The 23872-nt window shown below is 70.8% G+C and carries 25 protein-coding genes and 1 other RNA gene; 7 read left to right on the top strand and 19 right to left on the bottom strand.

The genetic code is table 11. The features are described from left to right. Window positions 1–145: 145 nt before the first annotated feature. The 3 genes from ACK4TT_RS04220 to ACK4TT_RS04210 are packed head-to-tail and all read left to right on the top strand — an operon-like array spanning window position 146 to window position 2039. Window positions 146–781 carry a hypothetical protein gene (locus tag ACK4TT_RS04220; protein ID WP_409634204.1) on the top strand — a complete coding sequence of 212 codons (636 nt, stop codon included), beginning with the start codon at window positions 146–148 and terminating at the stop codon, window positions 779–781. After that, entirely contained in the window at window positions 778–1692 is a 915-nt protein-coding gene (locus ACK4TT_RS04215; protein ID WP_410212502.1) for a RimK family alpha-L-glutamate ligase, read from the top strand. The genes ACK4TT_RS04220 and ACK4TT_RS04215 overlap by 4 nt, the downstream gene beginning before the upstream one ends. Further along, entirely contained in the window at window positions 1689–2039 is a 351-nt protein-coding gene (locus ACK4TT_RS04210) for a hypothetical protein (protein WP_409634198.1), read from the top strand. Before ACK4TT_RS04215 ends, ACK4TT_RS04210 begins: the two co-directional genes overlap by 4 nt. Here the strand turns inward: ACK4TT_RS04210 and murG are convergent. From murG to ACK4TT_RS04130, 16 genes are all read right to left on the bottom strand, one after another. Continuing rightward, a complete protein-coding gene (gene murG, locus ACK4TT_RS04205) occupies window positions 2036–3133 on the bottom strand; it encodes an undecaprenyldiphospho-muramoylpentapeptide beta-N-acetylglucosaminyltransferase (protein WP_409634196.1) in 1098 nt (365 codons plus the stop codon). The genes ACK4TT_RS04210 and murG overlap by 4 nt on opposite strands. A 12-nt stretch (window positions 3134–3145) precedes the next feature. Then, window positions 3146–4321, bottom strand: a complete 1176-nt coding sequence (ftsW, locus tag ACK4TT_RS04200) for a putative lipid II flippase FtsW (protein ID WP_409634194.1) — start codon at window positions 4319–4321, stop codon at window positions 3146–3148. Further along, complete coding sequence (gene murD / locus ACK4TT_RS04195; RefSeq protein ID WP_409634191.1) at window positions 4318–5727, bottom strand: UDP-N-acetylmuramoyl-L-alanine--D-glutamate ligase; 1410 nt, start codon at window positions 5725–5727, stop codon at window positions 4318–4320. The genes ftsW and murD overlap by 4 nt, the downstream gene beginning before the upstream one ends. 20 nt (window positions 5728–5747) lie before the next feature. Beyond that, on the bottom strand, window positions 5748–6857 hold the full coding sequence (gene mraY, locus ACK4TT_RS04190; RefSeq protein ID WP_409634188.1) for a phospho-N-acetylmuramoyl-pentapeptide-transferase: 1110 nt from the start codon (window positions 6855–6857) through the stop codon (window positions 5748–5750). Next, entirely contained in the window at window positions 6857–8254 is a 1398-nt protein-coding gene (murF, locus tag ACK4TT_RS04185) for a UDP-N-acetylmuramoyl-tripeptide--D-alanyl-D-alanine ligase (RefSeq protein ID WP_409634185.1), read from the bottom strand. The genes mraY and murF overlap by 1 nt, the downstream gene beginning before the upstream one ends. Next, complete coding sequence (locus ACK4TT_RS04180; RefSeq protein ID WP_410212501.1) at window positions 8247–9698, bottom strand: UDP-N-acetylmuramoyl-L-alanyl-D-glutamate--2,6-diaminopimelate ligase; 1452 nt, start codon at window positions 9696–9698, stop codon at window positions 8247–8249. Before ACK4TT_RS04180 ends, murF begins: the two co-directional genes overlap by 8 nt. Further along, window positions 9695–11440 (bottom strand): peptidoglycan D,D-transpeptidase FtsI family protein, encoded by a 1746-nt coding sequence (locus ACK4TT_RS04175; protein WP_409634179.1) that lies wholly within the window; start codon window positions 11438–11440, stop codon window positions 9695–9697. Before ACK4TT_RS04175 ends, ACK4TT_RS04180 begins: the two co-directional genes overlap by 4 nt. Further along, window positions 11437–11877 (bottom strand): cell division protein, encoded by a 441-nt coding sequence (locus tag ACK4TT_RS04170; RefSeq protein WP_409634176.1) that lies wholly within the window; start codon window positions 11875–11877, stop codon window positions 11437–11439. Before ACK4TT_RS04170 ends, ACK4TT_RS04175 begins: the two co-directional genes overlap by 4 nt. Continuing rightward, entirely contained in the window at window positions 11874–12806 is a 933-nt protein-coding gene (gene rsmH / locus ACK4TT_RS04165) for a 16S rRNA (cytosine(1402)-N(4))-methyltransferase RsmH (protein WP_409634173.1), read from the bottom strand. The genes ACK4TT_RS04170 and rsmH overlap by 4 nt, the downstream gene beginning before the upstream one ends. Continuing rightward, entirely contained in the window at window positions 12803–13273 is a 471-nt protein-coding gene (locus tag ACK4TT_RS04160; protein WP_409634170.1) for a division/cell wall cluster transcriptional repressor MraZ, read from the bottom strand. The genes rsmH and ACK4TT_RS04160 overlap by 4 nt, the downstream gene beginning before the upstream one ends. A gap of 263 nt (window positions 13274–13536) precedes the next feature. Continuing rightward, window positions 13537–13946, bottom strand: an RNA gene (rnpB, locus tag ACK4TT_RS04155) — RNase P RNA component class A. 35 nt (window positions 13947–13981) lie between these two features. Beyond that, window positions 13982–14701, bottom strand: coding sequence for an N-acetylmuramoyl-L-alanine amidase (locus tag ACK4TT_RS04150; protein WP_409634167.1), 720 nt, complete (start codon window positions 14699–14701; stop codon window positions 13982–13984). Beyond that, window positions 14698–15591, bottom strand: coding sequence for a DMT family transporter (locus ACK4TT_RS04145; protein ID WP_409634164.1), 894 nt, complete (start codon window positions 15589–15591; stop codon window positions 14698–14700). Before ACK4TT_RS04145 ends, ACK4TT_RS04150 begins: the two co-directional genes overlap by 4 nt. 46 nt (window positions 15592–15637) lie before the next feature. Then, complete coding sequence (locus tag ACK4TT_RS04140; protein ID WP_410212500.1) at window positions 15638–16231, bottom strand: DUF3052 domain-containing protein; 594 nt, start codon at window positions 16229–16231, stop codon at window positions 15638–15640. 3 nt (window positions 16232–16234) lie between these two features. Beyond that, on the bottom strand, window positions 16235–17377 hold the full coding sequence (locus ACK4TT_RS04135) for an acyl-CoA dehydrogenase family protein (RefSeq protein ID WP_409634158.1): 1143 nt from the start codon (window positions 17375–17377) through the stop codon (window positions 16235–16237). A gap of 50 nt (window positions 17378–17427) precedes the next feature. Beyond that, window positions 17428–18633 (bottom strand): acyl-CoA dehydrogenase family protein, encoded by a 1206-nt coding sequence (locus ACK4TT_RS04130; protein WP_409634155.1) that lies wholly within the window; start codon window positions 18631–18633, stop codon window positions 17428–17430. Window positions 18634–18832: 199 nt separating this feature from the next. On the opposite strand from ACK4TT_RS04130, the gene ACK4TT_RS04125 reads away from it, so the two are divergent. Next, window positions 18833–19564, top strand: a complete 732-nt coding sequence (locus ACK4TT_RS04125) for an endonuclease/exonuclease/phosphatase family protein (RefSeq protein WP_409634152.1) — start codon at window positions 18833–18835, stop codon at window positions 19562–19564. Window positions 19565–19568: 4 nt separating this feature from the next. Here ACK4TT_RS04125 and ACK4TT_RS04120 read toward each other — a convergent pair whose 3' ends face one another. Then, window positions 19569–21026: a phospholipase D-like domain-containing protein gene (locus ACK4TT_RS04120; protein WP_409634149.1), complete on the bottom strand. Its 1458-nt coding sequence runs from the start codon at window positions 21024–21026 to the stop codon at window positions 19569–19571. 186 nt (window positions 21027–21212) lie between these two features. Continuing rightward, window positions 21213–21551, bottom strand: coding sequence for a hypothetical protein (locus ACK4TT_RS04115; protein ID WP_409634146.1), 339 nt, complete (start codon window positions 21549–21551; stop codon window positions 21213–21215). Window positions 21552–21723: 172 nt separating this feature from the next. Between ACK4TT_RS04115 and ACK4TT_RS04110 the strand changes: the two genes are divergently transcribed. The 3 genes from ACK4TT_RS04110 to ACK4TT_RS04100 all read left to right on the top strand — a co-directional run bounded on the left by ACK4TT_RS04110 (window position 21724) and on the right by ACK4TT_RS04100 (window position 22948). Beyond that, a complete protein-coding gene (locus ACK4TT_RS04110) occupies window positions 21724–22149 on the top strand; it encodes a PaaI family thioesterase (protein ID WP_409634143.1) in 426 nt (141 codons plus the stop codon). Further along, window positions 22146–22352, top strand: a complete 207-nt coding sequence (locus ACK4TT_RS04105; protein ID WP_409634140.1) for a DUF1289 domain-containing protein — start codon at window positions 22146–22148, stop codon at window positions 22350–22352. Before ACK4TT_RS04110 ends, ACK4TT_RS04105 begins: the two co-directional genes overlap by 4 nt. Window positions 22353–22432: 80 nt before the next feature. Beyond that, window positions 22433–22948, top strand: a complete 516-nt coding sequence (locus tag ACK4TT_RS04100) for a TIGR02281 family clan AA aspartic protease (RefSeq protein ID WP_409634137.1) — start codon at window positions 22433–22435, stop codon at window positions 22946–22948. Here the strand turns inward: ACK4TT_RS04100 and dusA are convergent. Then, a partial coding sequence (gene dusA / locus ACK4TT_RS04095; protein WP_410212499.1) for a tRNA dihydrouridine(20/20a) synthase DusA occupies window positions 22892–23872 on the bottom strand: 981 nt, incomplete at its 5' end. The genes ACK4TT_RS04100 and dusA overlap by 57 nt on opposite strands.

Raw genomic sequence — 23872 nt, 5'->3', positions numbered from 1 at the left:
GCGCCTGGCGGCGGCGCTGGCCCGGCGCGGCGCGCACCCCCTGGCCACCACGGTCGAAGCCCTGGCGGGCGGAACCGCCGCGGTTTCGGCGGCGCCCGACGGCGGAGGCTGGATCAGGCCCGCCGGCCAGGGGAGCGCCGTGGAGATGGACGACATCCACGGCTCGCTGGCCGAGCCTGGCCCGCTGGACGCGGAAGCATTTGCGAGCCATGAGGCCGTCGCCCTGGCGGGCTTCATAAGGTTGATGCGCCCGAACTGCCTGAACCGGCCGCGGCAGGGCGGGGTCTGCGCCTACGTCATGTCGCTGCCCGAGCAATGGGCGATCCTCGGCAAGGCAAGGCTTCCGCACTCCTCCTGGCGCCTGCTCCCGCCCGGAGCGGCGCCCGCCGCCGGCGAGGTCGCCGTCGTCCGGCTGTTCGATCCCGAACTGAGGCTGGGCGACGACCCCGATGCGGATGGCGACGGCCTCCCGACCATAGCCGCCGGCGCGCCGGCCGGGGCCTGGGTGAGTTGCGCCTTCGCGGGCGACACGTTCGCGCTGCTCCGCCAGGACGGCGATGGACTGACGCCGGTCGAACCCCCTGCCGGGGCACGGACGGAACTGGCGGCGCTGGTCGCGGAGGTCAGGGCGGCGATGAACCTCGACTATGGCGAGATCCTGTTCTCGTTCCTTGGCGCGCCGGTGATCTGGTCGGTTTCGCCCTTCCTCCCGCTGCACCACCTCGAGGCGCCACACGGCGAGCGGCTGGTCGAGGCCGTCGCCGACCTGCTGGTCGCATGACCTCCCCCTTCGAGCCCGGCTGGCGCGAGCGCGCCGCCCGCGCGAGGAACGCGGAACCCGCCCCGCCGCTCGCGGATCGGCTGGAGGCGCCCGCCCAGGCCCCGCTGGCGGTCAGCCCGGCGGGCGATCCGACGGCCCGCCACTTCTTCCTCACCAGCCGCGGCCTCGGCCGGGCCGTTCGCTGGCTCACCTTCGAGGACCTCGTGGAGGCCGCCCTCGCGCCGGACGCCTTCGCGGATGCGGTGGCCCGCGCCTCCGGGCTCTACCTGCGTGAGGACTGGCGGGGCGGGCTCGCCTGGACCCACGCCAGCGCCCTGGTCCGGGCGATGTCCGAGGGCCACGCCAACGTCATCCGCCCGGAAGCGGCCAGCACGAACTGGTGCAAGCCGTGGCATGTGGCCGCCATCGCCGCCGTCGGCGCGCCAGGCCTGCCACCGCCACCCAGCCAGGTCCTGCTGGGCCTGCCCGCGGCGGCGGGAACCATCCTGAAGAACTGCAGCGCCCTGCCCACCTACGTCATCCCGCAGGACGACGCGCCGGAGGCTGGTGTCCAGGGACCGGTCCTGGTTCAGACGCGGCTCCAAGGACCGGAGCTGCGGGTCCACGTGTTGGACGGCGCGGCCTTCGGCGTCCGCATCGCGCCCGCCGGGGCCGACTACCGCCGCGATGGCTCCGCGCCCTTCCGACCGGCGCCCGTCCCCCGGGACCTGGTCCGCGACCTCGCGCGGGTCGCGGCCCGGGAAGGGCTGCGCTTCTGCGGGGCGGACGTCATCGAGACCGCCGACGGCCCCGTGCTCATCGAGGTGAACCCCATGCCCGGCTACCACGCGTTCGAGAAGGCCTACGCCCCGGACACGCCGATCACCGACGCGCTCTATGCATCGCTCTCAGGGAAGGGAGGCCCCGCGTGAAGTACGAGATCACCAGTGAGACGAGGACCGTCGCCGGCGTCGTGGTCCGTCGCATCCGAGGGCTGGACGGCCGGACGGGCGGCTTCGTGGAGTCCGAAGCCAACCTTTCGCAGGAGGGCGCATGCTGGCTGCATGGCGATTCCCTGGCCTTCGAGGACGCCGAAGTCAGCGGCGACGCCCAGGTCTACGGGACCGTCAGCGGCCGGGCCCGCGTCCGGGGATCGGCCGCCGTCCACGGCGAAGTCTCGGGCGACGCCGTCGTCGAAGGCAGGGCCAAGGTCTATGGCGTCGTGAAGGGCCATCACGTCGTCGGCGGCGACACCGTGGTCTACGGGGTTCTGGATTAGCCTGCGCGCGCGGTCTGCTCCACCACGTCGGCCAGCCGTTCGGCGGCGTCGGGGATGGCCACCGAGCGGGCGGCGGCGGCCATGCGGGCCAGCCTCGCCGGATTGGTCAGCAGCTTCTCCAGGGCGCCGGCCAGGGAATCCACCGTGAGCTGGTGCTCGCGGGCGATCTCGGCGCCGCCGGCGTCGGCCAGCAGCTTGGCGTTCTGGCCCTGGTCATCGTCCAGGGCGATGGCCAAAGGCACCAGGATCGATGGTTTGCCCGCGACGGCGAACTCACAGACCGAGCCCGCTCCGGCCCGGCCGATGACCAGGTGGGCGTCGCGCAGGCGGCTGGCCATGTCCCGGAAGAAGGGGGCGATCTCGGCGTCCACCAGCGCGTCCTGATAGGCGCGGCGCGCCGTGGCCATGGATTCCGCGCGGGTCTGCTGCTGGACGACGAGGCGCCGGCGCAGGTCTTCGGGCAGGGCCTTCACCGCCTCGGGCACCAGTTCGGAGAGCAGGCGTGCGCCCTGGCTGCCGCCGGTGATCAGCAGTCGGATCGGCCCGTCGGGTTCGGGCGGGACGTAGGCGACGTCGGCCAGGGCCCGGATCGGCGGACGGACGGGATTGCCCACCACGACCGCGCGGCCGGCCACCTTCTCGGGGGCCTTCTTCAGCGTCGGGAAGGCGCAGGCCACGGTGCGCACGTGCGGGGCCAGCAGCCGATTGGTCCGGCCCATCACCGCGTTCTGTTCGTGGATCACGGTCGGGCGCCGATCGAGGATCGCCGCCACCAGGGCCGGGGCCGAGGGATAGCCGCCGAAGCCCACCACCACGTTCGGCCCGATCTCGCGGAAGGCGGCCCGGGCGTGCAGGGCGCCGCGCATGACAGCGAAGCCCGCCCGCATCATGCCGACGGGGTCGCCCGGCCGGTAGGTGGCGGCGGAGAGGCCGATGCGGCGCTCGGCCGGAAAGTCCTGGGCGAAGCCGGCGACCCGCTCGTCCGAGGCCAGCACGATGCTCCAGCCACGCGAGATCAGGGTCTCGGCCAGGGCCTGGGCGGGAAAGAGGTGGCCTCCGGTGCCCCCGGCGGCGACGACGGCGATCTTACGCATGCAACCCGAGGGTTAGGCGAACGCGCCCGCCTTGGCGAGCCCTTCGGTGGGAGTGTAGGCGCCCGGACGGCGGCGGGTGAGGGCCAGCGCCATGCCCAGGGTCAGGCCCATGGCCATCATGGACGAGCCGCCGTAGCTGATGAAAGGCAGGGTCATGCCCTTGGTCGGGATGAGGTTGAGGTTCACGGCCACGTTGATGATCGCCTGCTGGCCGACCAGCACGAAGAGGCCGGCGGCGGCCACCTGCTCGAACGGGTCCGACAGCTTCATGGCCCGGTAGAGGCCGCGGATCACCACGAAGGCGAACAGCGAGATCAGGAGCAGGCTGAAGATCAGGCCGTACTCCTCGGCTCCCACCGAATAGATGAAGTCGGTGTGCAGGTCGGGCACGTGGCGCTTCATGACGCCCTCGCCGGGACCCCGGCCGAAGAAGCCGCCGGCCGCGATGGCCTCGGCCGCCCGGTCCACCTGGTGGGTATCGGCCTTGTCGGGGGAGAGGAAGCGGTCCACCCGGCTCGCCACGTGCGGGAACAGGAAGTAGGTCGACGACAGGCCCGCGATCGCCATGGCCCCCAGCAGCATGACCCACGACAGCGGCACGCCCGCCATCCAGAACGCCGCCCCGAAGGCGACCGTGATCAGCACCGTCTGGCCGACGTCCGGCTGGATCAGCAGCAGGGCCACCGAGACGGCGTAGAGCCCGAAGGCGATGGAGACGCCTGGCACGCCCTGGCCCTTCTGCCCCTCGGCGAACATCCAGGCGACCAGGATGATCAGGGCGGGCTTCATGTACTCCGACGGCTGGAAGGTGAAGCCGGCGAACTCGATCCACCGGGTCGCCCCCTTGGCGTTGTGGCCGATGAACGGAAGCGCGATCATCACCGCTATGGCCGCCGCCCAGATGAAGAAGGCGGCCCTTCGTACCCCCCTTGTGTCCAGCATCGATACGCTGATCAGGATCACGGTCGCGCCGACCGCGAAGACGCACTGGCGGACGGCGAAGTGGAACGGGTCGCCCACGTTCATCCGGGCCGCGGCCGCGGGGCTCGCGGCGAACGACATCAGGACGCCGATGAAGATCAGCAGGCCCACGACGCCCAGCATCCAGCGGTCGACGGTCCACCACCACATGCCGAGGGCCGAGCGGTCCGAGCGCGGGAAGGCGTGGGCCTGGGAGGCGTGGCTCATGCGGCGTCCGCCTGACCGTTGGCGAGGCGCTGGACGGCGGCGCGGAACGCCTCGCCCCGGGCTTCAAAGTCGGGGAACTGGTCGAAGGATGCGCAGGCGGGCGAGAGCAGGACGATCGCGTCCTCGCCCTTGGCCCTTGCGTCGGCGTAGGCGGCCTGGACGGCGGCCTCGATGGTTCCGCTCTGCACCGCCTCGGCCTTGCCCTTCAGCGTCTCTGCGAAGGCGGGGGCCGCCTCGCCCACGAGGTAGGCCTTCTCGACGCGCGGGAAGAGGTCGGCCAGGCTGTCGATGCCGCCGGTCTTCGGCAGTCCGCCGGCGATCCAGCGGAACTTCGGATAGCTCGACATCGCCTGGCGGGCGGCGTCGGCGTTGGTGGCCTTGCTGTCGTTGACGAACCGCACCTTGCCGAGCACGGCGACGGTCTCCATGCGGTGCGCGAGCCCCGGGAAGGTCATCAGGTGCTGGGCGGCTTCATCGCCGCCGACGCCCAAGCCCTTGGCGGCGGCGTAGGCGGCCGCGGCGTTCTGCCAGTTGTGGCGGCCCGGCAGCGAGCGGGCCCGCTTCAGGTCGGCGACTTCCTGGGCGCGCTCGCCCGTGGCGTCATAGAGCAGGCCGTCCAGCGCATAGACGCCCCGGCTCATGGCCTTGGACGCCGAGACCGGCACGATGGTGCGGCGGTTGGCGGCGGTGATCTCGGTGCAGATCCGCTGGCCCCAGGCGTCGTCCACGCCGATGACCGCCGTGTCGCCCTTGCCCTGGTTGAGCAGGATGCGGCGCTTGGCGGCCACGTAGTTTTCCATCGTCCCGTGCCGCTCCAGATGGTCGGGCGAGATGTTCAGGATCACCGTGACGTCGGCGTGCAGGCTGGACGTCAGGTCGAGCTGGTAGGACGACAGCTCCAGCACGTAGACCGCGCCGCCGTGCATGTCTTCCAGGCCGAGGATCCCGTAGCCGAAGTTGCCGCCGATGCGCACGTCGCGGCCGGCCTCGGACAGGATGTGGGCCACCAGCGCCGTCGTCGTGGACTTCCCGTTCGTGCCGGTGATGGCGACGATCTTCGGCCGCTTGTGCTCCGGGCTGGCGTTCACCGTGCGGGCGAAGAGTTCGACGTCGCCGACGATCTCCACCCCGGCGGTGCGGGCCTTCTCCACCGTCCAGTGCGGCGCGGGATGGGTCAGCGGCACGCCCGGAGACAGCATCAGGGCGGCGAACTCGCTCCAGTCGACCGTGGTCAGGTCGGTCAACTCGAAGCCCTCGGCCTGGGCGGCCTCGCGGGCGGCGGCCTTGTCGTCCCACAGCGCCACCTTGGCTCCGCCGGCGACCAGCGCGCGCGCGGCGGCCAGGCCCGTGCGGGCGAGGCCGAACACGGCGACCGTTTTGCCTTCGAAGCCCAGGACGGGGATCATGGCGCTCGCTAAACCCTCCCCTACCGCAGCTTGAGGGTGGCGAGGCCCAGGAGGGCCAGCATGATCGCGACGATCCAGAAGCGGATCACCACGGTCGATTCCGACCAGCCGAGCTTCTCGAAGTGGTGGTGGATCGGGGCCATCAGGAAGATGCGCCGGCCGGTCCGCTTGAACCAGGCGACCTGGACGATGACCGACAGGGTCTCGGCCACGAACAGGCCGCCGATGATCGCCAGCACGATCTCGTGGCGGGTGGCGACCGCCACCGCGCCCACCGCCCCGCCCAGGGCCAGCGAGCCCGTGTCGCCCATGAAGATCTTGGCCGGCGGGGCGTTGTACCAGAGGAAGCCCAGGCCCGAGCCGATCAGCGCCCCGCAGAACACCGCGATCTCGCCCACGCCCGGGACGTGGTGGAGCTGCAGGTAGTTGGCGAAGATGAAGTTGCCGACCAGGTAGGCGATCAGGCCGTAGGCGGCCGCGGCGATCATCACCGGCACCGTGGCCAGGCCGTCCAGCCCGTCGGTGAAGTTCACCGCGTTGGCCGCGCCCACGATGATGAAGGCCCCGAACAGCAGGTAGAACCAGTTCAGGTCCAGGAAGTACTGCTTGAAGATCGGGAAGGTGACCGAGGTCAGCAGTTCCGGGGTCTCGGCGGGCTTCTGGGCGAAGGCGATGATCAGGGCCACCGCGGCCATGGCGATGCCCGCCTCCAGCGCCAGCCTGAGCTTGCCCGAGACGCCGGCGGTCGTCTGGCGCGTCACCTTGGCGTAGTCGTCGGTGAAGCCCAGCAGGCCGTAGCCCGCCGTCACCAGCACCACGGCCCAGACATAGACGTTCGAGAGGTCGCTCCACAGCAGCGTGCCGACCAGCAGCCCGGCCAGGATCATCACCCCGCCCATGGTCGGCGTGCCGGCCTTCTCGATCACGTGGCGCTCGATGCCCTCGGCGCGGATCGGTTGGCCCTTGCCCTGCTTGGCCTGCATCCAGCGGATGAACCGCGAGCCCAGGGCCACCACCACGAACTGCGCCGTGAACAGGGCCAGGAAGGTGCGGAAGGTCTGGTATTTCAGCAGGTTCAGGATCGGGACGTAGCCCGAGGCCGCGAACTGTTCGTACAGCCAGTAGAACATCAGGCCGCCTCCCCCGAACCCCGGTCGAGCGCCTTCAGCGCGGCCGCCACGGCGGACGCCTTCGACCCGTTCGACCCCTTCACCATCACCACGTCGCCCGGCTCTACGGCCTGCGCGACCTGCGGCGCGAGTTCGGCCGCCGTATCGGCGTACCCGCCTCTCCGAGTCGGCGGAAGGGCGTCCCACAGGGATTTCATCAGGGGGCCGGCGCAGAAGACGAGATCGATCCCGGCCTTCTCCAGCGGCCCGGCGAGGCCGGCGTGGAAGGCCTGGGCCTCGGGGCCCAGCTCCAGCATGTCGGTCAGCGCGACCATCCGCCGCCCCGCCGCCGGCCGCCCGCCCAGGGTGGCGATGGCCGAGGCCATGGAGATCGGGTTGGCGTTGTAGCTCTCGTCGATCAGGGTGAAGGCGCCGCGTTCGGCCCGAACCTCGGTCTCGGCCCCCCGCCCTGCCAGCGGCTCGAACGAGCCCAGCGCCGCCAGGCCATCGTCCAGGTCGACGCCCAGGGCCTCAAGCATCAGCAGCACGGCCATGCTGTTCAGGCCCCAGTGGAGCCCGGTCTGCAGGATCGGGAAGTCCAGCGCCTTGCCGTGCAGACGCGCCTGGACGACGGCGTGGGAGGCCGGAACCTGGAAGTCGATCAGGCGCGCGTCGCAGCCCTCGCCCGTCCCGAAGGTGCGCACCTCGGCGCCCGCCTTCAGGGCCTCGCCCTTCAGGAACTCGAACCAGCGGTTGTCGGCGTTCAGCACCGCCACGCCGCCAGGCTCCAGCCCTTCCAAGATCTCGGCCTTGGCCCGGGCCACGCCCGCCTCGCCGTCAGGGAAGTTCTCGGTGTGGACGGGACCCACGGTGGTGATCGCCACGGCGTGCGGGCGCACCATCCTCGTCAGCGGCCGGATCTCGCCCTCGTGGTTCATGCCGATCTCGAAGACCGCGCGCTCGGCGCCCCTCGGCATCCGGGCGAGCGTCAGCGGCACGCCGATGTGGTTGTTGTAGGACTTCACCGATGCGTGCGCCGGGCCGGCCAGGGTCAGGCCCGCCATGATCGCCTGGGTGACGCTGGTCTTGCCGACCGAGCCGGTCACGGCCCCCCGGCGGACCTGCGGGGCCCGATCGCGCGCGGCGACGCCCAGCTTCTCGAGCGCGGCGAAGGTGTCCTCCACCATCACCGCCGGCCCGAACACCTGGCGCGAGGCCAGGACGCCCGCCGCCCCCTTCTCGAAGGCCTGCTCCACGAACTCGTGGCCGTCGCGGACGCCGGCAAGGGCCACGAACAGGTCGCCCGGCTCGACGGTGCGGGTGTCGATGGAGACGCCGGTCGCCGCGAAGGCCGCCCCCGCGGACTTGCCGCCCACGGCGCGCGCGATCTCCTCCGAGGTCCAGAGCGGCTCAGCCATGCACCAGCTCCAGCGCCTGGGCGGTCTCGGTCACGTCGTCGAAGGGATGGGTCACCCCGCCCACGATCTGGCCCTGCTCGTGGCCCTTGCCGGCCACCACCAGGATGTCGCCGTCCGACAGCATGGCCGCGCCGGCCCGGATCGCCTCGCGCCGGTCGCCGATCTCCTTCGCGCCGGGGCACCCGGCCAGCACCTCCGCGCGGATCGCGGCCGGAACCTCCGAGCGGGGGTTATCGTCGGTGACGATGGCCACGTCGGCGAACTCGGCCGCCACCCTGCCCATCAGCGGACGCTTGCCCCGGTCGCGGTCGCCGCCGGCGCCGAACACCACGACCAGCTTGCCGCGCACGTGGGGCCTGAGCGCCTTCAGCACGGTCTCCAGGCCGTCGGGGGTGTGGGCGTAGTCCACATAGGCCTCGCCGCCGCGCGGGCCCTGGCCCACGCGCTGCAGCCGGCCCGGCGCGCCCTGCAACGCCTCAAGGCCGGCGAACACCTCCTCGAGGCTGAGGCCGGCCGCCAGGCACAGCCCCGCCGCCACCAGGGCGTTGGAGGCCTGGAAGCCGCCCGCCAGCGGCAGGCGCACGTCGTGGGTCACGCCCCGGGCGGCGATGATCAGCCGCTGGCCCTCGGGCAGCAGGTCGCGCTTGACCAGCTTCAGGTCGTGGCCCGCCTCGCCCACGGTCATCACCGTCTGGCCGGCGATGGCGGCGGCCGCGGCGAAGGCCGGGAAGGCCTCGGAGTCGGTGTTCAGCACCGCCACCCCGCCCCGGGGCAGCAGTTCCTCGAACAGGCGCAGCTTGGCCGACCGGTAGGCCTCCATGGTGCCGTGGTAGTCGAGGTGGTCCTGGGTCAGGTTCAGGAAGCCCGCCGCCGCCAGCCGAACGCCATCCAGGCGCCGCTGATCCACGCCGTGGGAACTGGCCTCCATGGCGAAGTGGGTGACGCCCATGCCGGCGATCCTGGCCAGCAGCTCGGCCACGTCGCCGGCGTCGGGCGTGGTGAGGCCGGGCGGAGTGATCTGGTCGTTGGTCCCGTCGGGGCGCGAGACGGTGACGCCCAGCGTGCCCATGCTGGCCGAGGTGCGGCCCGCGTGGGCGAACATCTGGCGGCAGAAGTTGGCGACCGAGGTCTTGCCGTTGGTGCCGGTGACCGCGACGCAGACCTCGGGCTGGCGGCCCCAGAACGCCGAAGCGGCGAGCGCATAGGCCCGGCGCGGGTCCTTGGCCACGATGGTCGGGACGGCGAGGCCCAGATCCCGCTCGGCGATCACCGCGGCGGCGCCGGCCTCGACCGCGCCGGCGGCGAAGGCCGCCCCGTCCGCCTTGCTCCCCGGCAGGGCGGCGAACAGGAAGCCCGGCTTCACCTTGCGGCTGTCGGCGGTGACGCCGGCGATCTCCGGATCGGCGGCGAGGTCGCGTTTGACGATCTGAGACAGGCGCATCATTGGCCCTCCCCCGACGGCGCGGCGGCGACGGCGACCTCGGCGATCTCGGGCTGGCGCGCCACGCCGAGGAACGGGGCGATGCGCTCGATGACCCGGCCGGCGGCCGGCGCGGCGACCCAGCCGCCCGTGGCGTAGCCGGCGCTGCGAGCCGTGCCGTGCGGCTCGTCCAGCAGGATCAGCACGAAGTAGCGCTTGGCCTCGATGGGGCCGCTGGTCGGGAACACGGCCGCGAACGACGAGACCTGGCGCTGGTGGTTGTAGCCGCGAATGGCCGGGTCGTACTTCTCGCCGGTGCCGGTCTTGCCGCCCACCGACAGGCCAGGGATGTTGGCCGAGCGGCCGCTGCCGGCCTCGCCCGCCACGTTGGCGCGCATGATCGACAGCATCTGCAGCGAGGTGCGCTCGGACATCACCCGGGGACCGTCGACAGGCGCGCCCGGTTCCTTCTTGCGGATGGTCAGCGGGATCCGCCGGCCGCCGTTCAGGATGGCGCCGTAGGCCTGGGCGAGCGCCAGCGGCGTGACGTTGATGCCGTGGCCGAACGAGGTGGAGGCCACCGCGTCCTCGTCCCACTTCTTGGGCGTCAGCGGCCGGGCCGTCTCGATCAGCTCGATCGGCGCGGGCTTCGTCAGGCCCAGGTCGTTGAAATACTTGCCCATCCGCTGCGGACCGATGCCGACGGCCAGCTTGGCGGTGCCGATGTTGGACGAGTGCTGGAACACCTCCACCAGCGTCAGCACCTTCCGGGCGGCATGGTAGTCGTGGATCGTCCGGTAGCCCAGCTTGAAGGGCTGGGTGGCGTCGAAGGTGGAATCGGGCGTGGCCACCCCGCTGTCGAGGCCGATGGCGACGGTGAACGCCTTGAAGGTCGAACCCATCTCGAAGACGGTCGCCGCGGCGCGGTTGGTCTGGGCGTAGACGCCGGCCTTGCCCGGATTGTTCGGATCGAACACCGGCCAGCTCGCCATCCCCAGGATCTCGCCGGTGTGGACGTCGGTCACCAGGCCCACGGCGCCCTTGGGCGTGAACTCGTGCACGGCCTTCCAGAGCTCGTCCTCCAACGCGCCCTGGACCCGCAGGTCGATGGAGAGCGGCACCTGGCCGGCCGCGGCGGCGCGGATGTCCTCGTTCAGCGCCGCCTCGGCGCCCGACACGCCCTCGCCGCCGGAATCTGCGAAGCCGATGATGTGGGCTGCGGTCGGACCCAGCGGATAGACGCGCCGCTGCTCGGGCTCGAAGCTGACGCCGGGCAGGCCCAGGTCGTGGACCCGGTTGCGCGCCTCGGGCGTCAGGGCGCCCAGGACGAAGATACGGCGCTGGCCGCGCAGCGCCCGCTCCAGCCGCTGCGGATCGAGGTTCGGCAGGGCGGCCAGCAGCGAACGGCGGGTCTCGTCGGCGTCCCAGATCTCGCGGGGATCGACGTAGAGGCCGTAGTGCAGCAGGTCGGCCGCCAGCAGCATGCCGTTGCGGTCAACCAGGTCGGCCCGCGAAGCGCCGATCGGCGCGAGGCGGCCATCGGCCCGGGCCGCGTCCGAGAACAGCGCCGCCCGGGTCGCCCCGATGGCGAGCGTGACGAAGCCGAACGCGAAGAGCGCAAGCACGAAGAAGATGCGCAGGCGCGTGTCGTCCTCGGCCTTGCCGGATGCGCGGGCGCGCTCGAAGGCGTGCTCCAGCCCCCAGACCCGCGCCTTGAGCCAGCGCGAGACGGTCGAGCCGCCGAAGGTCTGCTGGCCCAGGCTCATCGCCCGGCCTCGGCGACGCGCAGCGGCTGGGCCTCGGGCGGCGGGGGCGGCGGCACGCCCGGGATGGCGTCGCCGCCGTTGACCATGGCGGCCACGACCGACGGCGCCTTCTCCTTCTTGGGCGGCCCGGACCGGGCGAGGTCGATGATCTGGTCGACGGTGGCCTCACGCCCGGCCGTCACCGGCTCCATCTTAAGATAGGTCACCGACAGGCGCTCGATGCGGCCCGGCTGCTCCAGGTGCGCGACCTCGGCCTGAAGCAGGCGGATGCGGGCCTTCTCCACCGAGATCTGGCGTTCGACACGGGCGATCTCGGCCCGCTCGCGCCCGGCCATGGTCTTGGCCAGGTAGACGCCCAGGATCAGCGCCACCAGCAGGCTCAGGCCCACCAGGTCCACCAGCCGGAACCCGCGAACGCGACGGTCGAGCAGGCTCATGCCGCTTCCCTCCAGACCGGCGCGTCGGTGCGCACGGCCGCCCTCAGCTTCGCCGAGCGGGCTCTGGGGTTGGCCGCCACCTCCGCTTCCGTGGGCCCGCGGGCCCCGTTGAACAGGAGCCGGAAGCTCGGCGCCGGGCCTTGTCGGACGGGCGGCGCATGGCGCGATCCCGTCGGCGTTCTACCCGCTCGCACCGCCAGGAAGCTCTTCACGATTCGGTCTTCCAGCGAATGGAACGTGACGACGCAGAGCCGCCCGCCCGCCTTGAGCACGCGCTCGGCGGCGACGAGACCCGCCTCCAGTTCGGAAAGCTCCTCGTTCACGGCGATACGAAGGCCCTGAAAGGCCCGGGTCGCCGGATGGATCTTGGCCCCGCGCCGGCCGCCCAGCGACTTCTCGATGAATTCGGCGAGCTCCAGGGTGCGGGTGAAGGGCCGCTCCTCGCGTCTCTTGGCGATGGCCCGGGCGATGCGGCGGCTCTCTCGCTCCTCGCCATAGACGAAGAAGATGCGCGCCAACTCGGCCGGGTCGGCGTCGTTCACGAGGTCGGCGGCGGTCGGGCCGCTCGCACCCATCCGCATGTCCAGCGGCCCGTCCTGCATGAACGAGAAGCCGCGCTCGGCCTGGTCGAGCTGCATGGACGAGACGCCCAGGTCGAGCGCCACGCCGTCGGCCACGCCCTCCCCCAGGATCTCGTCCATCTCGGAGAAACGGGCCTCGACGAGGCGGAAGCGATCCCCCGGCAGACCTTCGGTGAAGCGGCGGACCGTGGGGTCGCGGTCGAAGGCTATGACCGAGGCGCCGGTCGCCAGGATCGCGCGGGTGTAGCCGCCGGCGCCGAAGGTGCCGTCGACGATGGTCTGGCCGGGCGCGGGGGCGAGCGCGTCCACGACCTCGTTCATCAGGACGGGGACGTGCGGGGCGCTCATCCCGCGCCTCCCGCCACCTTGGCGGCGCGCTGCTGGGCGCGGAGCTGGGCGAGGCCCTGGCGGGCGAGGTCGCGCTGGGCGGCGCGGTGGACGTTGAAGGCGTCGCGCTCCCAGATCTGGAAACGGTCGCCCATGCCGACGATCACGACCCAGTCGGTCAGGCCGAACATGTCGCAGAGATTTTCCGGCAGGGTGATCCGGCCGGCCGTGTCGAACGACAGCCGGGCCATGCCGCCCAGCACCGAGGTCTCCAGGGCCGAGCGCAGGGGATCGCCGAACTCGAGCTCCTCGATGACGCCGTTGTAGCGGTCGAACAGGGCCTTGCCGCCGCCCTCGATGCAGTCGGCCTCGATCGAGGGGAAGCAGAAGACGCCGTCGAAGGGGCCGGCGGCGAGCGCGCGGAATTCCTGCGGCACGACGATGCGCCGCTTGGCGTCCAGCTGTTTCTCGAAGGTCGAGAGAAACATCTCGCCCAAAGCCCCTGCCCGCAGCCGGAAACGGCCGCTCCACCCTCGCAACCCCCGCGCCGCCCCAACGCGGATTTGGTTAGCGAGACCTTGATTGGGGTATCATGGGATTAATTGGGACACAATGACTCTGAATGACTCTTTCAGGCGAAATCAAAGGTGTCGGCGCCAAGTATGGTTAACGGTTATTAGTTTTCCACAGAACATACATGGAACTCGTTAACCAATGTGGGTGCATGTGGCGTGACTGAACTGAGGGCGAACGGATCAGACGGCCTATAAGCCGGGTTCTGTGCCGCCCCGCCGAAGCGGAGCGCGGCGATCATTCCTCTGGACCGACCCTCGCGGGCCGGTTCTCGCGACCTACCCGGACCCCTCGGGCCGACGACGGCCCTACCGGCCAGTTTCCCCAGAGGGACTTGGCCGGCGCGGGATCCCTATTCGGTCTTGCTCCTGGCGGGGCTTGCCATGCGGCCTCTGTTGCCAGCGACCCGGTGGGCTCTTACCCCACCCTTTCACCCTTACCCTGGCCGAGGCCGGGGCGGTTTGCTTTCTGTGGCGCTTTCCCTGGGGTCGCCCCCGGCGGGCGTTACCCGCCGCCATGCCGTCGTGGAGCCCGGACTTTCCTCGACCCGCCCCGTGAGGAGAGAGCCGCGACCGCCCGGCCGTCTGATCCGCCCGGAGAGATGGTCCTCCGGCGCGGGCCGGTCAAGCCGAGAGCCGCAGGAGCGCGATCAGCCGCGCCCGGGTCTCGCCGTCGGCGATCCCGTCCACCCGCTCGGGCCGCCAGTGGCGCTGGAAGGCGCTGACCACCGTCGTGGTGTCGGCGTCGAACTTGCCCGAGGGCGGCAAATCGTAGCCCAGGCGGGTGAGCCCCGCCTGCAGGGCGAAGACGGCCGCCCCCTCCTCGCCCTCGCCGATCGGCGCGCCCGGCGCGGGAGGCGCCTCGGCCCAGAGGCCGTGGCCGGCCTGCGCCAGCCGCTTCCAGGGGAACAGTTCGCCCGGATCGATCTTGCGGCCCGGGGCGACGTCGGAGTGGCCGACGATCTTGCCGTCCTCGATGGTCCACCGGCCGCGGATGTCGGCCACTAGGTCGATCACCGCCGCGATCTGGGCGTCCGGGAACGGCCGATAGCCGAACTCGTGGCCGGGATTGACGATCTCGATCCCGATGGAGGTCCCGTTGACGTTGCGCTCGCCCTTCCAGAACGAGACGCCCGCGTGCCACGCCCGCCGCGCCTCGGGCACGAGGCTGAACACCCGCCCGTCCTCCTCGACGAGATAGTGGGACGAGACCTTGGCCTCGGGATCGCGCAGGCGGTCCAGCGCCTCCTGTCCTGTCGGCATCCCCGTGTAGTGCAGCACGATCATGTCCGGCGGGACGGTGCGGGCGTCGAAGTTGGGCGACGGCGCCTCGATGAAGGTCATTGGGATCGGTTCCAGACGGCGAGCAGCAGCGGCATCACCTGATTGCGGCGGAGCGCGATGATCAGGACGCCGGCCAGGGCGACCGCCGTGCCGATGGCCATCCGCAGTCCGAACGGGTCGCCCAGGATCGCCACGCCGAGCGCGATGGTGGCCAGCGGCGTCATCAGCGTCAACGGCGAGATGAGGTTCGCCTCGTAGCGCTGGATCAGCCCGTAATAGAGCGTGTGGGCGCCCACCGAGATGACCAGGGCCGAATAGACCACGCCGACCCAGAACTGCCAGCCCGCCCGAAGGCCCGCCTCGACCTGACCGGGCTCGAAGACGGCCGACAGCAAGGCGAGCGGCGCCACCGAGGCCAGCCCTACCCAGGCCTGGAACTGGAGCGGCTTCACGCCCTCCATCTGCTTCATCATCACCGCGCCCAGAGAGCCGGCGAAGGCCGCCGCAACGATGAACATGAGGCCGGGCGAGACGGCGAAGCCGCCGGGCTCCCACATGACGAGCAGCGCGCCGGCCAGGGTCAGGGTGATCCCGACCGCCCGCCGCCAGCGGATCCGCTCGCCGAGCATGAGCATCGACAGGAGCGTGGTGATCGGCACGCCCACCTGGCTGACCACCGCCACCGCCGACGGCGTCGCGGTCTGCAGGCCCATGAACAGCAGGGCGAAGTTGCCGCCGCCCATCAGCAGCGCCACCGTGACCAGCCGCCAGGCCGGCCGGGGCATGGGGAACAGCCACGGGAAGACCGCCAGCGCGACGATCGCGAACCGGACCGCGGCGTAGAACAGCGGCGGCACGCCCAGGGTCGCGATCACATACTTCGAGACGATGTTGTTCGAAGCCCAGAACAGGCACACCAGGGCCAACAGTCCGAAGTCGCGGAGAGACATTGCGCTTTCCGGTTAGGGCCGGAGCGGCTCCGGGGCAATGCTTCCCCTAGGTCCGCCTGCGCACGAACCGCAGAGCGGTGAGCGTGTCGGAGAAGCCCACCACCTTGTTGTCCACCAAGCCGGCGGCCTTGGCGGCGGCCATGACCTCGACGTCCTTGAGGGGGGCCGCCTTGCCCTTGCGCGAGACGACCCAGAGGGCGCCGCCGGGCGCGAGCGCCGGGATCAGGTCGGGGATGCGGCCCAGTTCGGCCTGGCTGTCGGCCGCGTAGAACAGGAGGTCGAGGTCCTTCAACTCGGGGACGGGAACAGCGCCCTTCTCCCCAAGCTCGGTGGTGAAGGTCGCATCGTCCACGCCGATGACGGCGCAACGCATCCCGGCCTTCACCCCGATCTTGTCGAGGCGCGTCTTGGGGTTGAGGATCGCCTCGACCCAGCTGTTCGCCGCCCTCTCCCCCAGCGCGAAGCGCGAACCGTCAGCCAGAACGAGGTCGACGCCCTCGGCTCGCAGGCCTGCGAGCGCCTCGCCCTCGAAGACGCGCCGCTCGCGGCCGCGGAAGACCAGCTTCGCCGCCTCGTACCGCAGGCGCCCCTCGTCCGCGCCGGCGGCCAGGACCGCGCGGACGTGGGCCTCCTTGCCCAAGACCTAGGCCGCCTGGCCCAGGCTCAGGAACTCGTAGCGGGCCAGGTGGTGGTCCACCGAGCCGAACGCGCTCTGGATCATGGTCGCGCGCTTGAAGTAGTGGCCGATGGCCATCTCGTCGGTCATGCCCATGCCGCCGTGCAGCTGGATGGCGTTCTCGCCGACGAACTTGCAGGCCTTGCCGATCTGCACCTTGGCGGCCGAGACCGCCTTGGCCCGCTCGGCGTCGTCGCCCAGCTTGATGTTGGCCATGTAGGTCATCGAGATCGACTGCTCGAGGTTGATGAACATGTCGACCATGCGGTGTTGCAGCACCTGGAAAGAGCTGATCGGCACGCCGAACTGCTTGCGCTGCTTGGTGTATTCGACGGTGCCTTCCTGCAGACGGCGCAGCACCCCGCAGGCCTCGGCGCAGGTGGCGGCGATGGCCTCGTCCACCACCTTCTCGACCAGCGGCAGGCCGTGGTCGGCCGGGCCCACCAGCGCCTCGGCGGGAAGCTGGACGTTCTCGAAATAGACCTCCGAGGCGCGGAAGCCGTCGACGGTCGGATAGTCGCGGGTGGTGACGCCCTTGGCGTCCTTGGCCACCAGGAACACCGAGACGCCCTGCGCGTCGCGCTGGCCGCCGGCGGTGCGGGCGGTGACGAACAGGTGCGTGGCCCACGGCGCGCCGATGACGACCGCCTTCTGGCCGTTGAGGACCCAGCCCGAACCGTCCTTCTTGGCCGTGGTGGTCAGGTCGGCCAGGTTGTAGCGACCCTGCGGCTCGGCGTAGGCGAAGGCGAAGATGTTCTCGCCCGCGATCGCGCCGCCGATCAGGTCGGCGGCCTGCGCGTGGCCCGAATGCTTCAGGAAGCCGCCGCCGATGACCACCGTGCCCAGGTAGGGCTCGACGACCAGCGCCTTACCGAACTCCTCCATGACGATCATGTTCTCGATGGCGCCGCCGCCCAGGCCGCCCAGTTCCTCCGAGAACGGCGCGCCCAGGATGCCCAGCTCCTCGGCGAACGCCTTCCACACGGCCGGACGCCAGCCGGCGTCGCTGGCCACCGCCGCGCGGCGCTTGTCGATGTCGTAGTTGTCGGCCAGGTAGCTCGCGACGGTGTCGCGGAGCATCGACTGCTCTTCGGTGAAGCTGAAATCCACGGCGCTTGCTCCGTCTTGAAATTCTTCTGATTTACGAATGTCGATGAGGCTTAGAGGCCCAGCACCATCTTGGCGATGATGTTGCGCTGGATCTCGTTCGAGCCGCCGTAGATCGAGGTCTTGCGGCCGTTGAACATCTCGCCCGCCAGGCCTTCGGCGTAGTCCGGCCCAACGGTGACGTTTGAGCCGCGCAGGTCGCGCAGGAACGGCGCGCCGTAGTGGCCCACCGCCTCCAGCGCCAGCTCCTGCAGGCGCTGCTGGATCTCGGTGCCCTTGATCTTCAGGATCGAGCTTTCCGGGCCCGGGCCCTTGCCGCTGGACTCGCCGGCCAGGGTGCGCAGCTCGGTGAACTCCAGGGCCGTCAGGTCGATCTCCAGCTCGGCCACCTTGCGGCGGAAGAAGGCGTCGCCGATCAGCGCGCCGCCGGCGTCGGAGCGCTCGGTGCCGGCGATCTTGCGCAGCTTCTCCAGGTTCCGCTTCGAGCGGGCCACGCCGGCGATGCCGGTGCGCTCGTGCGCCAGCAGCGCCTTGGCGCAGGTCCACCCCTGGTTCTCGTGGAAGATGCGGTTCTCGACCGGCACCTTCACGTTGTCGAGGAAGACGTCGTTGACCTCGTGGCCGCCCTCCAGCGTGATGATCGGCCGCACCGTGATGCCCGGCGTCTTCATGTCGATCAGCAGGAACGAGATGCCCGACTGCGGCTTGGCGTCGGGGTCGGTGCGCACCAGGAAGAAGCCCCAGTCGGCGAACTGGCCGAGCGTCGTCCACGTCTTCTGGCCGTTGACGATGTAGTACTCCTTGCCGTCGTCGGCGGTGATCCGCTCGGCGCGGGTCTTGAGGCTCGCGAGGTCGGAGCCGGCGCCCGGCTCGGAGTAGCCCTGGCACCACCAGACGTCGCCGTTGTAGATGCCCGGCAGGAACCTCTTCTTCTGCTCGTCGGTGCCGAACGTGTAGAGCACCGGGGCCAGCATCGAGAGCCCGAACGGCAGGGTCGGCAGGCAGTCGGCCTTCGCGGTCTCTTCCGACCAGATGTACTTCTGGGTCGGCGTCCAGCCCGTGCCGCCCAGCTCCTTCGGCCAGCCCGGCGCCACCCAGCCCTTCTTGGCCAGCACCTTGTGCCACAGGAGGTACTCCTCCTTGGTCAGCGGGCGGCCCTCGTCCTGCGCCTTGCGCAGCGCGGCGGGGTAGTTCTCCTTGATGAAGGCCCGGACCTCTTCGCGGAAGGCGTTTTCTTCGGGGGTGAAGTCGAGGTTCATGGCCGTCTCCCTGGCTGGCTTACGCCGTAATTGAGCGACCCTATACGCGCGCTCCAGCAGCCTTGCAAAGGTGACGCTAACGTCAACGGAAGCATATAGCTGATCGCTGTTCACTTTGGGCCACAGGCGTCCGCCGGCCGCGGGTGAAGTTCCTCCGCCTTGCCTTCGCCGCGGTTCGGGGTCAGACCTTGCCGCCCTCATGCCGCGCATCGTCACCTACAACGTCCATCGCTGCGTCGGGAACGACCGCCGGCTGGACGTGCCGCGCATCGCCGCGGTGCTGGCCGCGCTCAATCCCGACATCGTGGCGCTGCAGGAGCTGGACGTCGGCCGGCGGCGGACCAACTACGTCGATCAGGCCCACGAGATCGCCGAGCGGCTGAAGATGGTCAGCCACTTCCATCCGGCGTTCACGGTGGAGGAGGAGCGCTACGGCGACGCCATCCTCACCGCCTATCCCGAGCGGCTGGTGAAGGTCGGCCCCCTGCCCGGCCATCCGCGCATGACGGCCCTGGAGCCCCGCGGCGCGCTGTGGGTCGAGGTCGAGGTCGACGGCCGGCCGGTGCAGATCATCAACACCCACCTTGGCCTCGTGCCGCGCGAGCAGCAGGTACAGGCCGCGCACCTGACGGGCTCGGCCTGGCTGGGCCATCCCGACTGCGTCTGGCCCGCCATCCTGCTGGGCGACTTCAACGCCACGGCCAGCTCGGTCGTCTACCGGACGCTCACGGCCAGGCTCCAGCCGGCCCGGCGGCTGGCGCGGCGAAGGACGCCCACCTCGACATTCCCCTCGCCCCTGCCGGTGCTGCGGATCGACCACGTGTTCGTCTCGCCGGGCATCGAGGTGCGGGACGTGTTCGCGCCGTTCGAGCCCCTGACGCGGGTGGCGTCGGACCACCTGCCCCTGGTGATGGATTTCGACCTCGGCTGAGACCCTAGTCGAGCTTGCGCTCGGCCAGCTCGCGGGCCTGGCGGAACAGCCGTTCGCGCCGGCGGCCCAGGCGCCAGGAATCGCTGACGTCGGCCGGGTCGCCCACGTGGTAGGTCGAGATGAATTCCCCGAGGCGCGACCTGGGCGCGCGATCGACGGGGGCCAGCCGGCCGTCGCGGTTCAGCGCATCGATGGCCGCGGCGAGACTCCCCTGCTCGGCGCGGGCCTTGGACACCGCATCGCCGGTCACGCCCAGGAAGTGGCCCACGAGCCGGTCGCGGAAGGCCGAGACGTTGAGCCGGGCGGTCGGCTCGTCGCATTCCACTCCGATCTCGCACTCGGTGTCGAAGCCGAAGGAGCGGTTGTTCAGGTTGGCCGAGCCGACGCGGACGATCCGGTCGTCGAACACGCTGACCTTGGAATGGACGATGATGTTCGAGCCCGCCGAGGTGCGGGGATAGAACGCCCGGAAGCGCCCGAACACGTCGGCGGCGCGCAGGCGCCAGACCATGGAGCCGCGAGCCTGGTCCATGGTGAGCTGGTCGAACCAGCTCGGCGAGCGGCCGGTGGTGACCAGCACCACCTCGGGCCCGTCCGGCTCGGCCAGCCGCGCGGCCAGGGCCTCGGTGACGAGCGGCGAGGTGAAGTACTGGTTCTCCAGGTAGATGGTCTTTTTCGCCTCGGCGATGCAGGTCAGGGTGAGCGACCGGATCTCGCCCACCATCGGCTTCTTGCGCCAGGCCGGCAGGGTGCGCGCGATCGCGACCTCCGCGCCGATCAGGTGGGGCGGCACATGATCGGGCCAGGGGTCGCCGCCGGCGTCCGGCGGCGGTTCGATGGGGTCCTTCTCGGCCGCCCGCCAGCGGTCGCGGAAAAGGTCGCCCAGGGCCCGGGCGGCCTCGCCGTCGACCATGGTCATCACCTCGTGCCGCGGCGGGTGATAGGCCTGGTCCGGCATGATCCGGCGCGGGTCCTCCTCCAGGTGGCCCGGCGTGTCCCAGCGGTCCACCGAGATGTCGCCGCCCCCGCAGAACGCCAGGCGGTCGTCGATCACCAGCACCTTCTGATGGTGGCACGCCCCGAAGGGCACCTGGTCGTCCAGGCGGAACTTCACATGGCTGCCGCGGAACCAGCGCCGCGCCTTATGGGGGAAGAACTCCTGGCTGGCGCTGATCGGCAGGGCCGACTTCCAGATCAGCAGGCGCACGTCGAGCTCGGGCCGCTCGGCCGCCAGCTTGAGCAGGATGCGCCCCACCTCGTCCGGGTCGGCCGGGCCGTCGTAGCCGTCGGGGAACATCCGCGTGCGCGGATCGAATCCCCAGCCCAGAAGCAGGATGGAACGACGCGCCTTGTGAAGGGCCTCGAAGACGGCCGTGAAGTAGGCCTCGGTGTCGATCAGGAACGCGACGCGGTCCGCCCGCGCCGTCCGCCAGCACGTCTCGCCCGGGAAGAAGACCGTCATCCGCGTCCTTGCGCCCCCACGGCCAGGCTTAAGGCCGCGCTAGTCGAAAGTCCTGGCCTGACCTGCGGTTCCACCGCCGTTCAGGCAAGGAAAAAGCGCGCCCGCCGGGATCGGAGCGGGCGCGCCGGCAAATCTGCCTGGAGTGGGCCTTGAGAGACTAGGCGACAGACTTGAGAGGTTCGGGCGTCAGCGCTTGGCCATGCTGGACGGTTCGCCCAGGTAGGCTTGGCAGGGTCCGGTGAGCTCGGCGGTCAGGCGGGCCTTGCGGTCCTCGCTGCGGGCCTGGCGCCTGGCCCGATCCACCTCGCCTTCGGCGCGGTCATGGATCACCGCCGAACGCTGGCCGTCGGCCATCTTCAGGTAGGCGTCCAGGGCCTGACTGTCGATGACGCCGGGCAGCCCCTCGGCGAGCCCCTTGCATCGGCTGGCGCGCAGGTAGTCCACGTCGGTGACGCGGCCGGCGGCGACGGCGGTTCCCGCAGCAGCGAGACTGGCGGCGGCAAGGGCGATGGCGGCGAATTTCATCTGAATTCTCCCTTCGAAATTCGCCCGGAAGGTGATCTCCGCCTCGATCGAACTCAAATGAAGAAGCTGCAATGAACAGTATTTGCTGATGAATAATTTGCAATGATACTGTTACGTTACATGTGAACATAAACCGCTTGTAATGATCGCGCAGAACGCGTCACAAGGCGGCATGACCACGCCCACGCCGCTGCTCGATGCGAACCAGGTCAACGCCTTGCTGGAACGGGCCTTTCCCGGCATCGGCGACGGCGGCCCGAAGGTGACGCTGGTGTCGCCTGGACGCGTGCGCATCGTGCGCCCCTACGGCGAGGGCCTCCTGCGGCCGGGCGGGGTGATCTCGGGGCCCACGCTGATGAGCCTCGCCGACACCGCGGCCTACGCCCTGGTCCTCGCCCATGTGGGCGACCAGCTCATGGCCGTGACCTCGCAGCTCGCCATGAATTTCCTGCGTGGGGCCAAGCCCGGCGACCTGCACGCCGAGGCCGAGATGCTGCGCCTGGGCCGGCGGCTGGCCACGTGCGACGTGCGGATCTGGACCGAGGGGCCCGAGCGGCTGGCGGCCCAGGCCAACGTCACCTACGCTCTGCCCGGATGAGCGCGCCCCCCGCCCCGATCAAGACTCCCTGCGTTAAGGTCTGCGTCGTCGACGGCGAGAGCGGCCTTTGCCTCGGCTGCTACCGGCGCCTGAACGAGGTGGCCGCATGGGCGAGGCTGTCCGAGGCCGAGCGCGAGCGGATCATGGCTGAACTGCCGTCCCGCCGAAGCCTGATCCGACCGGAGAAGCTGGGCATCCTCTGATTCACCGCTTGCAAACGGTGGCGGGCTTAGGCTCCGCGCTTCCCTGGGCCGAAGGGCCCCGTTTGCGAGCGACCCGGACCGTGTCCACCCTGGGCAGACATGCGGCGGTGACGATGGTGGCGAGCGCGTCGGCCGCGCTCAGCGCCAGCGCCGTCCTGGCCTTCGCGCCCCAGCCCCTGCGCGTGGCGCGGCTGGAGGTTCCCGCGTTCGGGCCGCCTCCGGCCGAAGCCCCAGCCGCGTCGGTCCGCAAGGGTCCCGACGGGCATTTCTGGGCCGCGGGCGAGGTGAACGGCGAACCCGTCCGCTTCCTCGTCGATACGGGCGCCACGGCCGTGGCGCTCACCCCGGCCGACGCCGAACGGCTGGGATTCCGGCCGCAGGACCTCGACTACGCCTATGGCGTGACCACCGCCGGCGGCCGCTCGCGGGCGGCGGCGGTGACGCTCTCGTCGGTGTCGGTGGCGGGCGCCCGGCTCGACGACGTGCAGGCCCTGGTCATCGAGAAGGGCCTCGACACCTCGCTGCTCGGGATGACCTACCTAGGCCGCCTGGCCCGGTTCGAGGCCACGCGCGAGGCGCTGTTCCTCGAGCCCTGAGATGGCCGCCAGCGCGCGGTCGATGACCTCCAGCCCCGCGCCCGCCTTCACGCCCTCGACCGTCAGGATGCGCCGCCAGGCCCGGGCGCCCGGCACGCCGTGGAACAGGCCCAGCATGTGCCGGGTCATCGCCGCCAGGTGCGTCCCGGCCGCGAGCTGTCGCGCGATATACTCGCGATAGGCCTCCACCGCCTGGAACGGGTTCACGCGCCGGTCCTCGCCGAAGATGCGGGCGTCCACGTCTCCCAGGAGGTCGGGCGTGTGGTAGGCGGCCCGCCCCAGCATCACGCCGTCCACGTGGCGCAGGTGTTCTTCCGCCTCGTCCAGCGACGCCACGCCGCCGTTGATGACGATGGTCAGCTCCGGCCGCTCGCGCTTCAGCCGCCAGACCAGCGGATAGTCGAGCGGCGGGACGTCCCGGTTCTCCTTGGGCGAGAGGCCCTTCAGCCACGCCTTGCGCGCATGGACGACAAAGGTGGTGACGCCCGCCGTGGCGCAGAGGTCCACCAGGGTGAACAGGCTCTCCTCCGGGTCCTGGTCGTCGACGCCGATGCGGCACTTCACGGTCACCGGGACCTTCACCGCCCGGCCCATGGCGGCCATGCACTCGGCCACCAGCTCGGGCTCGCGCATCAGGCAGGCCCCGAAGCGGCCCGACTGCACCCGGTCGGACGGACAGCCGACGTTGAGGTTGATCTCGTCATAGCCCTCGGCCTCCCCGATCCTCGCGGCCTCCGCCAGGTCCGCGGGCTCCGAGCCGCCGAGTTGCAGCGCCACCGGATGCTCCGCCGGATCGAAGCCCAGCAGCCTCGCCCGGTCGCCGTGCAGCACCGCGCCCGTCGTCACCATCTCGGTATAGAGCAGCGCCCGGCGGCTCAGCGTCCGGTGCAGGACCCGGCAATGCCGGTCCGTCCAGTCCATCAT

This window comes from Phenylobacterium sp., assembly GCF_046463815.1.
In the GTDB taxonomy this organism is placed as follows: Bacteria; Pseudomonadota; Alphaproteobacteria; order Caulobacterales; family Caulobacteraceae; genus Phenylobacterium.
This window is presented reverse-complemented; position numbering and strand designations above follow the sequence as displayed.

Excerpts from the sequence above, each read along its gene's own strand:
- ACK4TT_RS04115 (WP_409634146.1), bottom strand. The coding sequence starts at position 21,551 with ATGAAATTCGCCGCCATCGCCCTTGCCGCCGCCAGTCTCGCTGCTGCG.
- rsmH (WP_409634173.1), bottom strand. The coding sequence starts at position 12,806 with ATGAGCGCCCCGCACGTCCCCGTCCTGATGAACGAGGTCGTGGACGCG.
- murF (WP_409634185.1), bottom strand. The coding sequence starts at position 8,254 with ATGGCTGAGCCGCTCTGGACCTCGGAGGAGATCGCGCGCGCCGTGGGC.
- ACK4TT_RS04160 (WP_409634170.1), bottom strand. The coding sequence starts at position 13,273 with ATGTTTCTCTCGACCTTCGAGAAACAGCTGGACGCCAAGCGGCGCATC.
- murD (WP_409634191.1), bottom strand. The coding sequence starts at position 5,727 with ATGATCCCCGTCCTGGGCTTCGAAGGCAAAACGGTCGCCGTGTTCGGC.
- ACK4TT_RS04130 (WP_409634155.1), bottom strand. The coding sequence starts at position 18,633 with ATGAACCTCGACTTCACCCCCGAAGAAAACGCCTTCCGCGAAGAGGTC.
- ACK4TT_RS04220 (WP_409634204.1), top strand. The coding sequence starts at position 146 with ATGGACGACATCCACGGCTCGCTGGCCGAGCCTGGCCCGCTGGACGCG.
- ACK4TT_RS04110 (WP_409634143.1), top strand. The coding sequence starts at position 21,724 with ATGACCACGCCCACGCCGCTGCTCGATGCGAACCAGGTCAACGCCTTG.
- ACK4TT_RS04180 (WP_410212501.1), bottom strand. The coding sequence starts at position 9,698 with ATGATGCGCCTGTCTCAGATCGTCAAACGCGACCTCGCCGCCGATCCG.
- ACK4TT_RS04145 (WP_409634164.1), bottom strand. The coding sequence starts at position 15,591 with ATGTCTCTCCGCGACTTCGGACTGTTGGCCCTGGTGTGCCTGTTCTGG.
- ACK4TT_RS04215 (WP_410212502.1), top strand. The coding sequence starts at position 778 with ATGACCTCCCCCTTCGAGCCCGGCTGGCGCGAGCGCGCCGCCCGCGCG.
- ACK4TT_RS04150 (WP_409634167.1), bottom strand. The coding sequence starts at position 14,701 with ATGACCTTCATCGAGGCGCCGTCGCCCAACTTCGACGCCCGCACCGTC.
- ACK4TT_RS04175 (WP_409634179.1), bottom strand. The coding sequence starts at position 11,440 with ATGAGCCTGGGCCAGCAGACCTTCGGCGGCTCGACCGTCTCGCGCTGG.
- murG (WP_409634196.1), bottom strand. The coding sequence starts at position 3,133 with ATGCGTAAGATCGCCGTCGTCGCCGCCGGGGGCACCGGAGGCCACCTC.
- ACK4TT_RS04120 (WP_409634149.1), bottom strand. The coding sequence starts at position 21,026 with ATGACGGTCTTCTTCCCGGGCGAGACGTGCTGGCGGACGGCGCGGGCG.
- ftsW (WP_409634194.1), bottom strand. The coding sequence starts at position 4,321 with ATGAGCCACGCCTCCCAGGCCCACGCCTTCCCGCGCTCGGACCGCTCG.
- mraY (WP_409634188.1), bottom strand. The coding sequence starts at position 6,857 with ATGTTCTACTGGCTGTACGAACAGTTCGCGGCCTCGGGCTACGTCCCG.
- ACK4TT_RS04125 (WP_409634152.1), top strand. The coding sequence starts at position 18,833 with ATGCCGCGCATCGTCACCTACAACGTCCATCGCTGCGTCGGGAACGAC.
- ACK4TT_RS04170 (WP_409634176.1), bottom strand. The coding sequence starts at position 11,877 with ATGAGCCTGCTCGACCGTCGCGTTCGCGGGTTCCGGCTGGTGGACCTG.
- ACK4TT_RS04105 (WP_409634140.1), top strand. The coding sequence starts at position 22,146 with ATGAGCGCGCCCCCCGCCCCGATCAAGACTCCCTGCGTTAAGGTCTGC.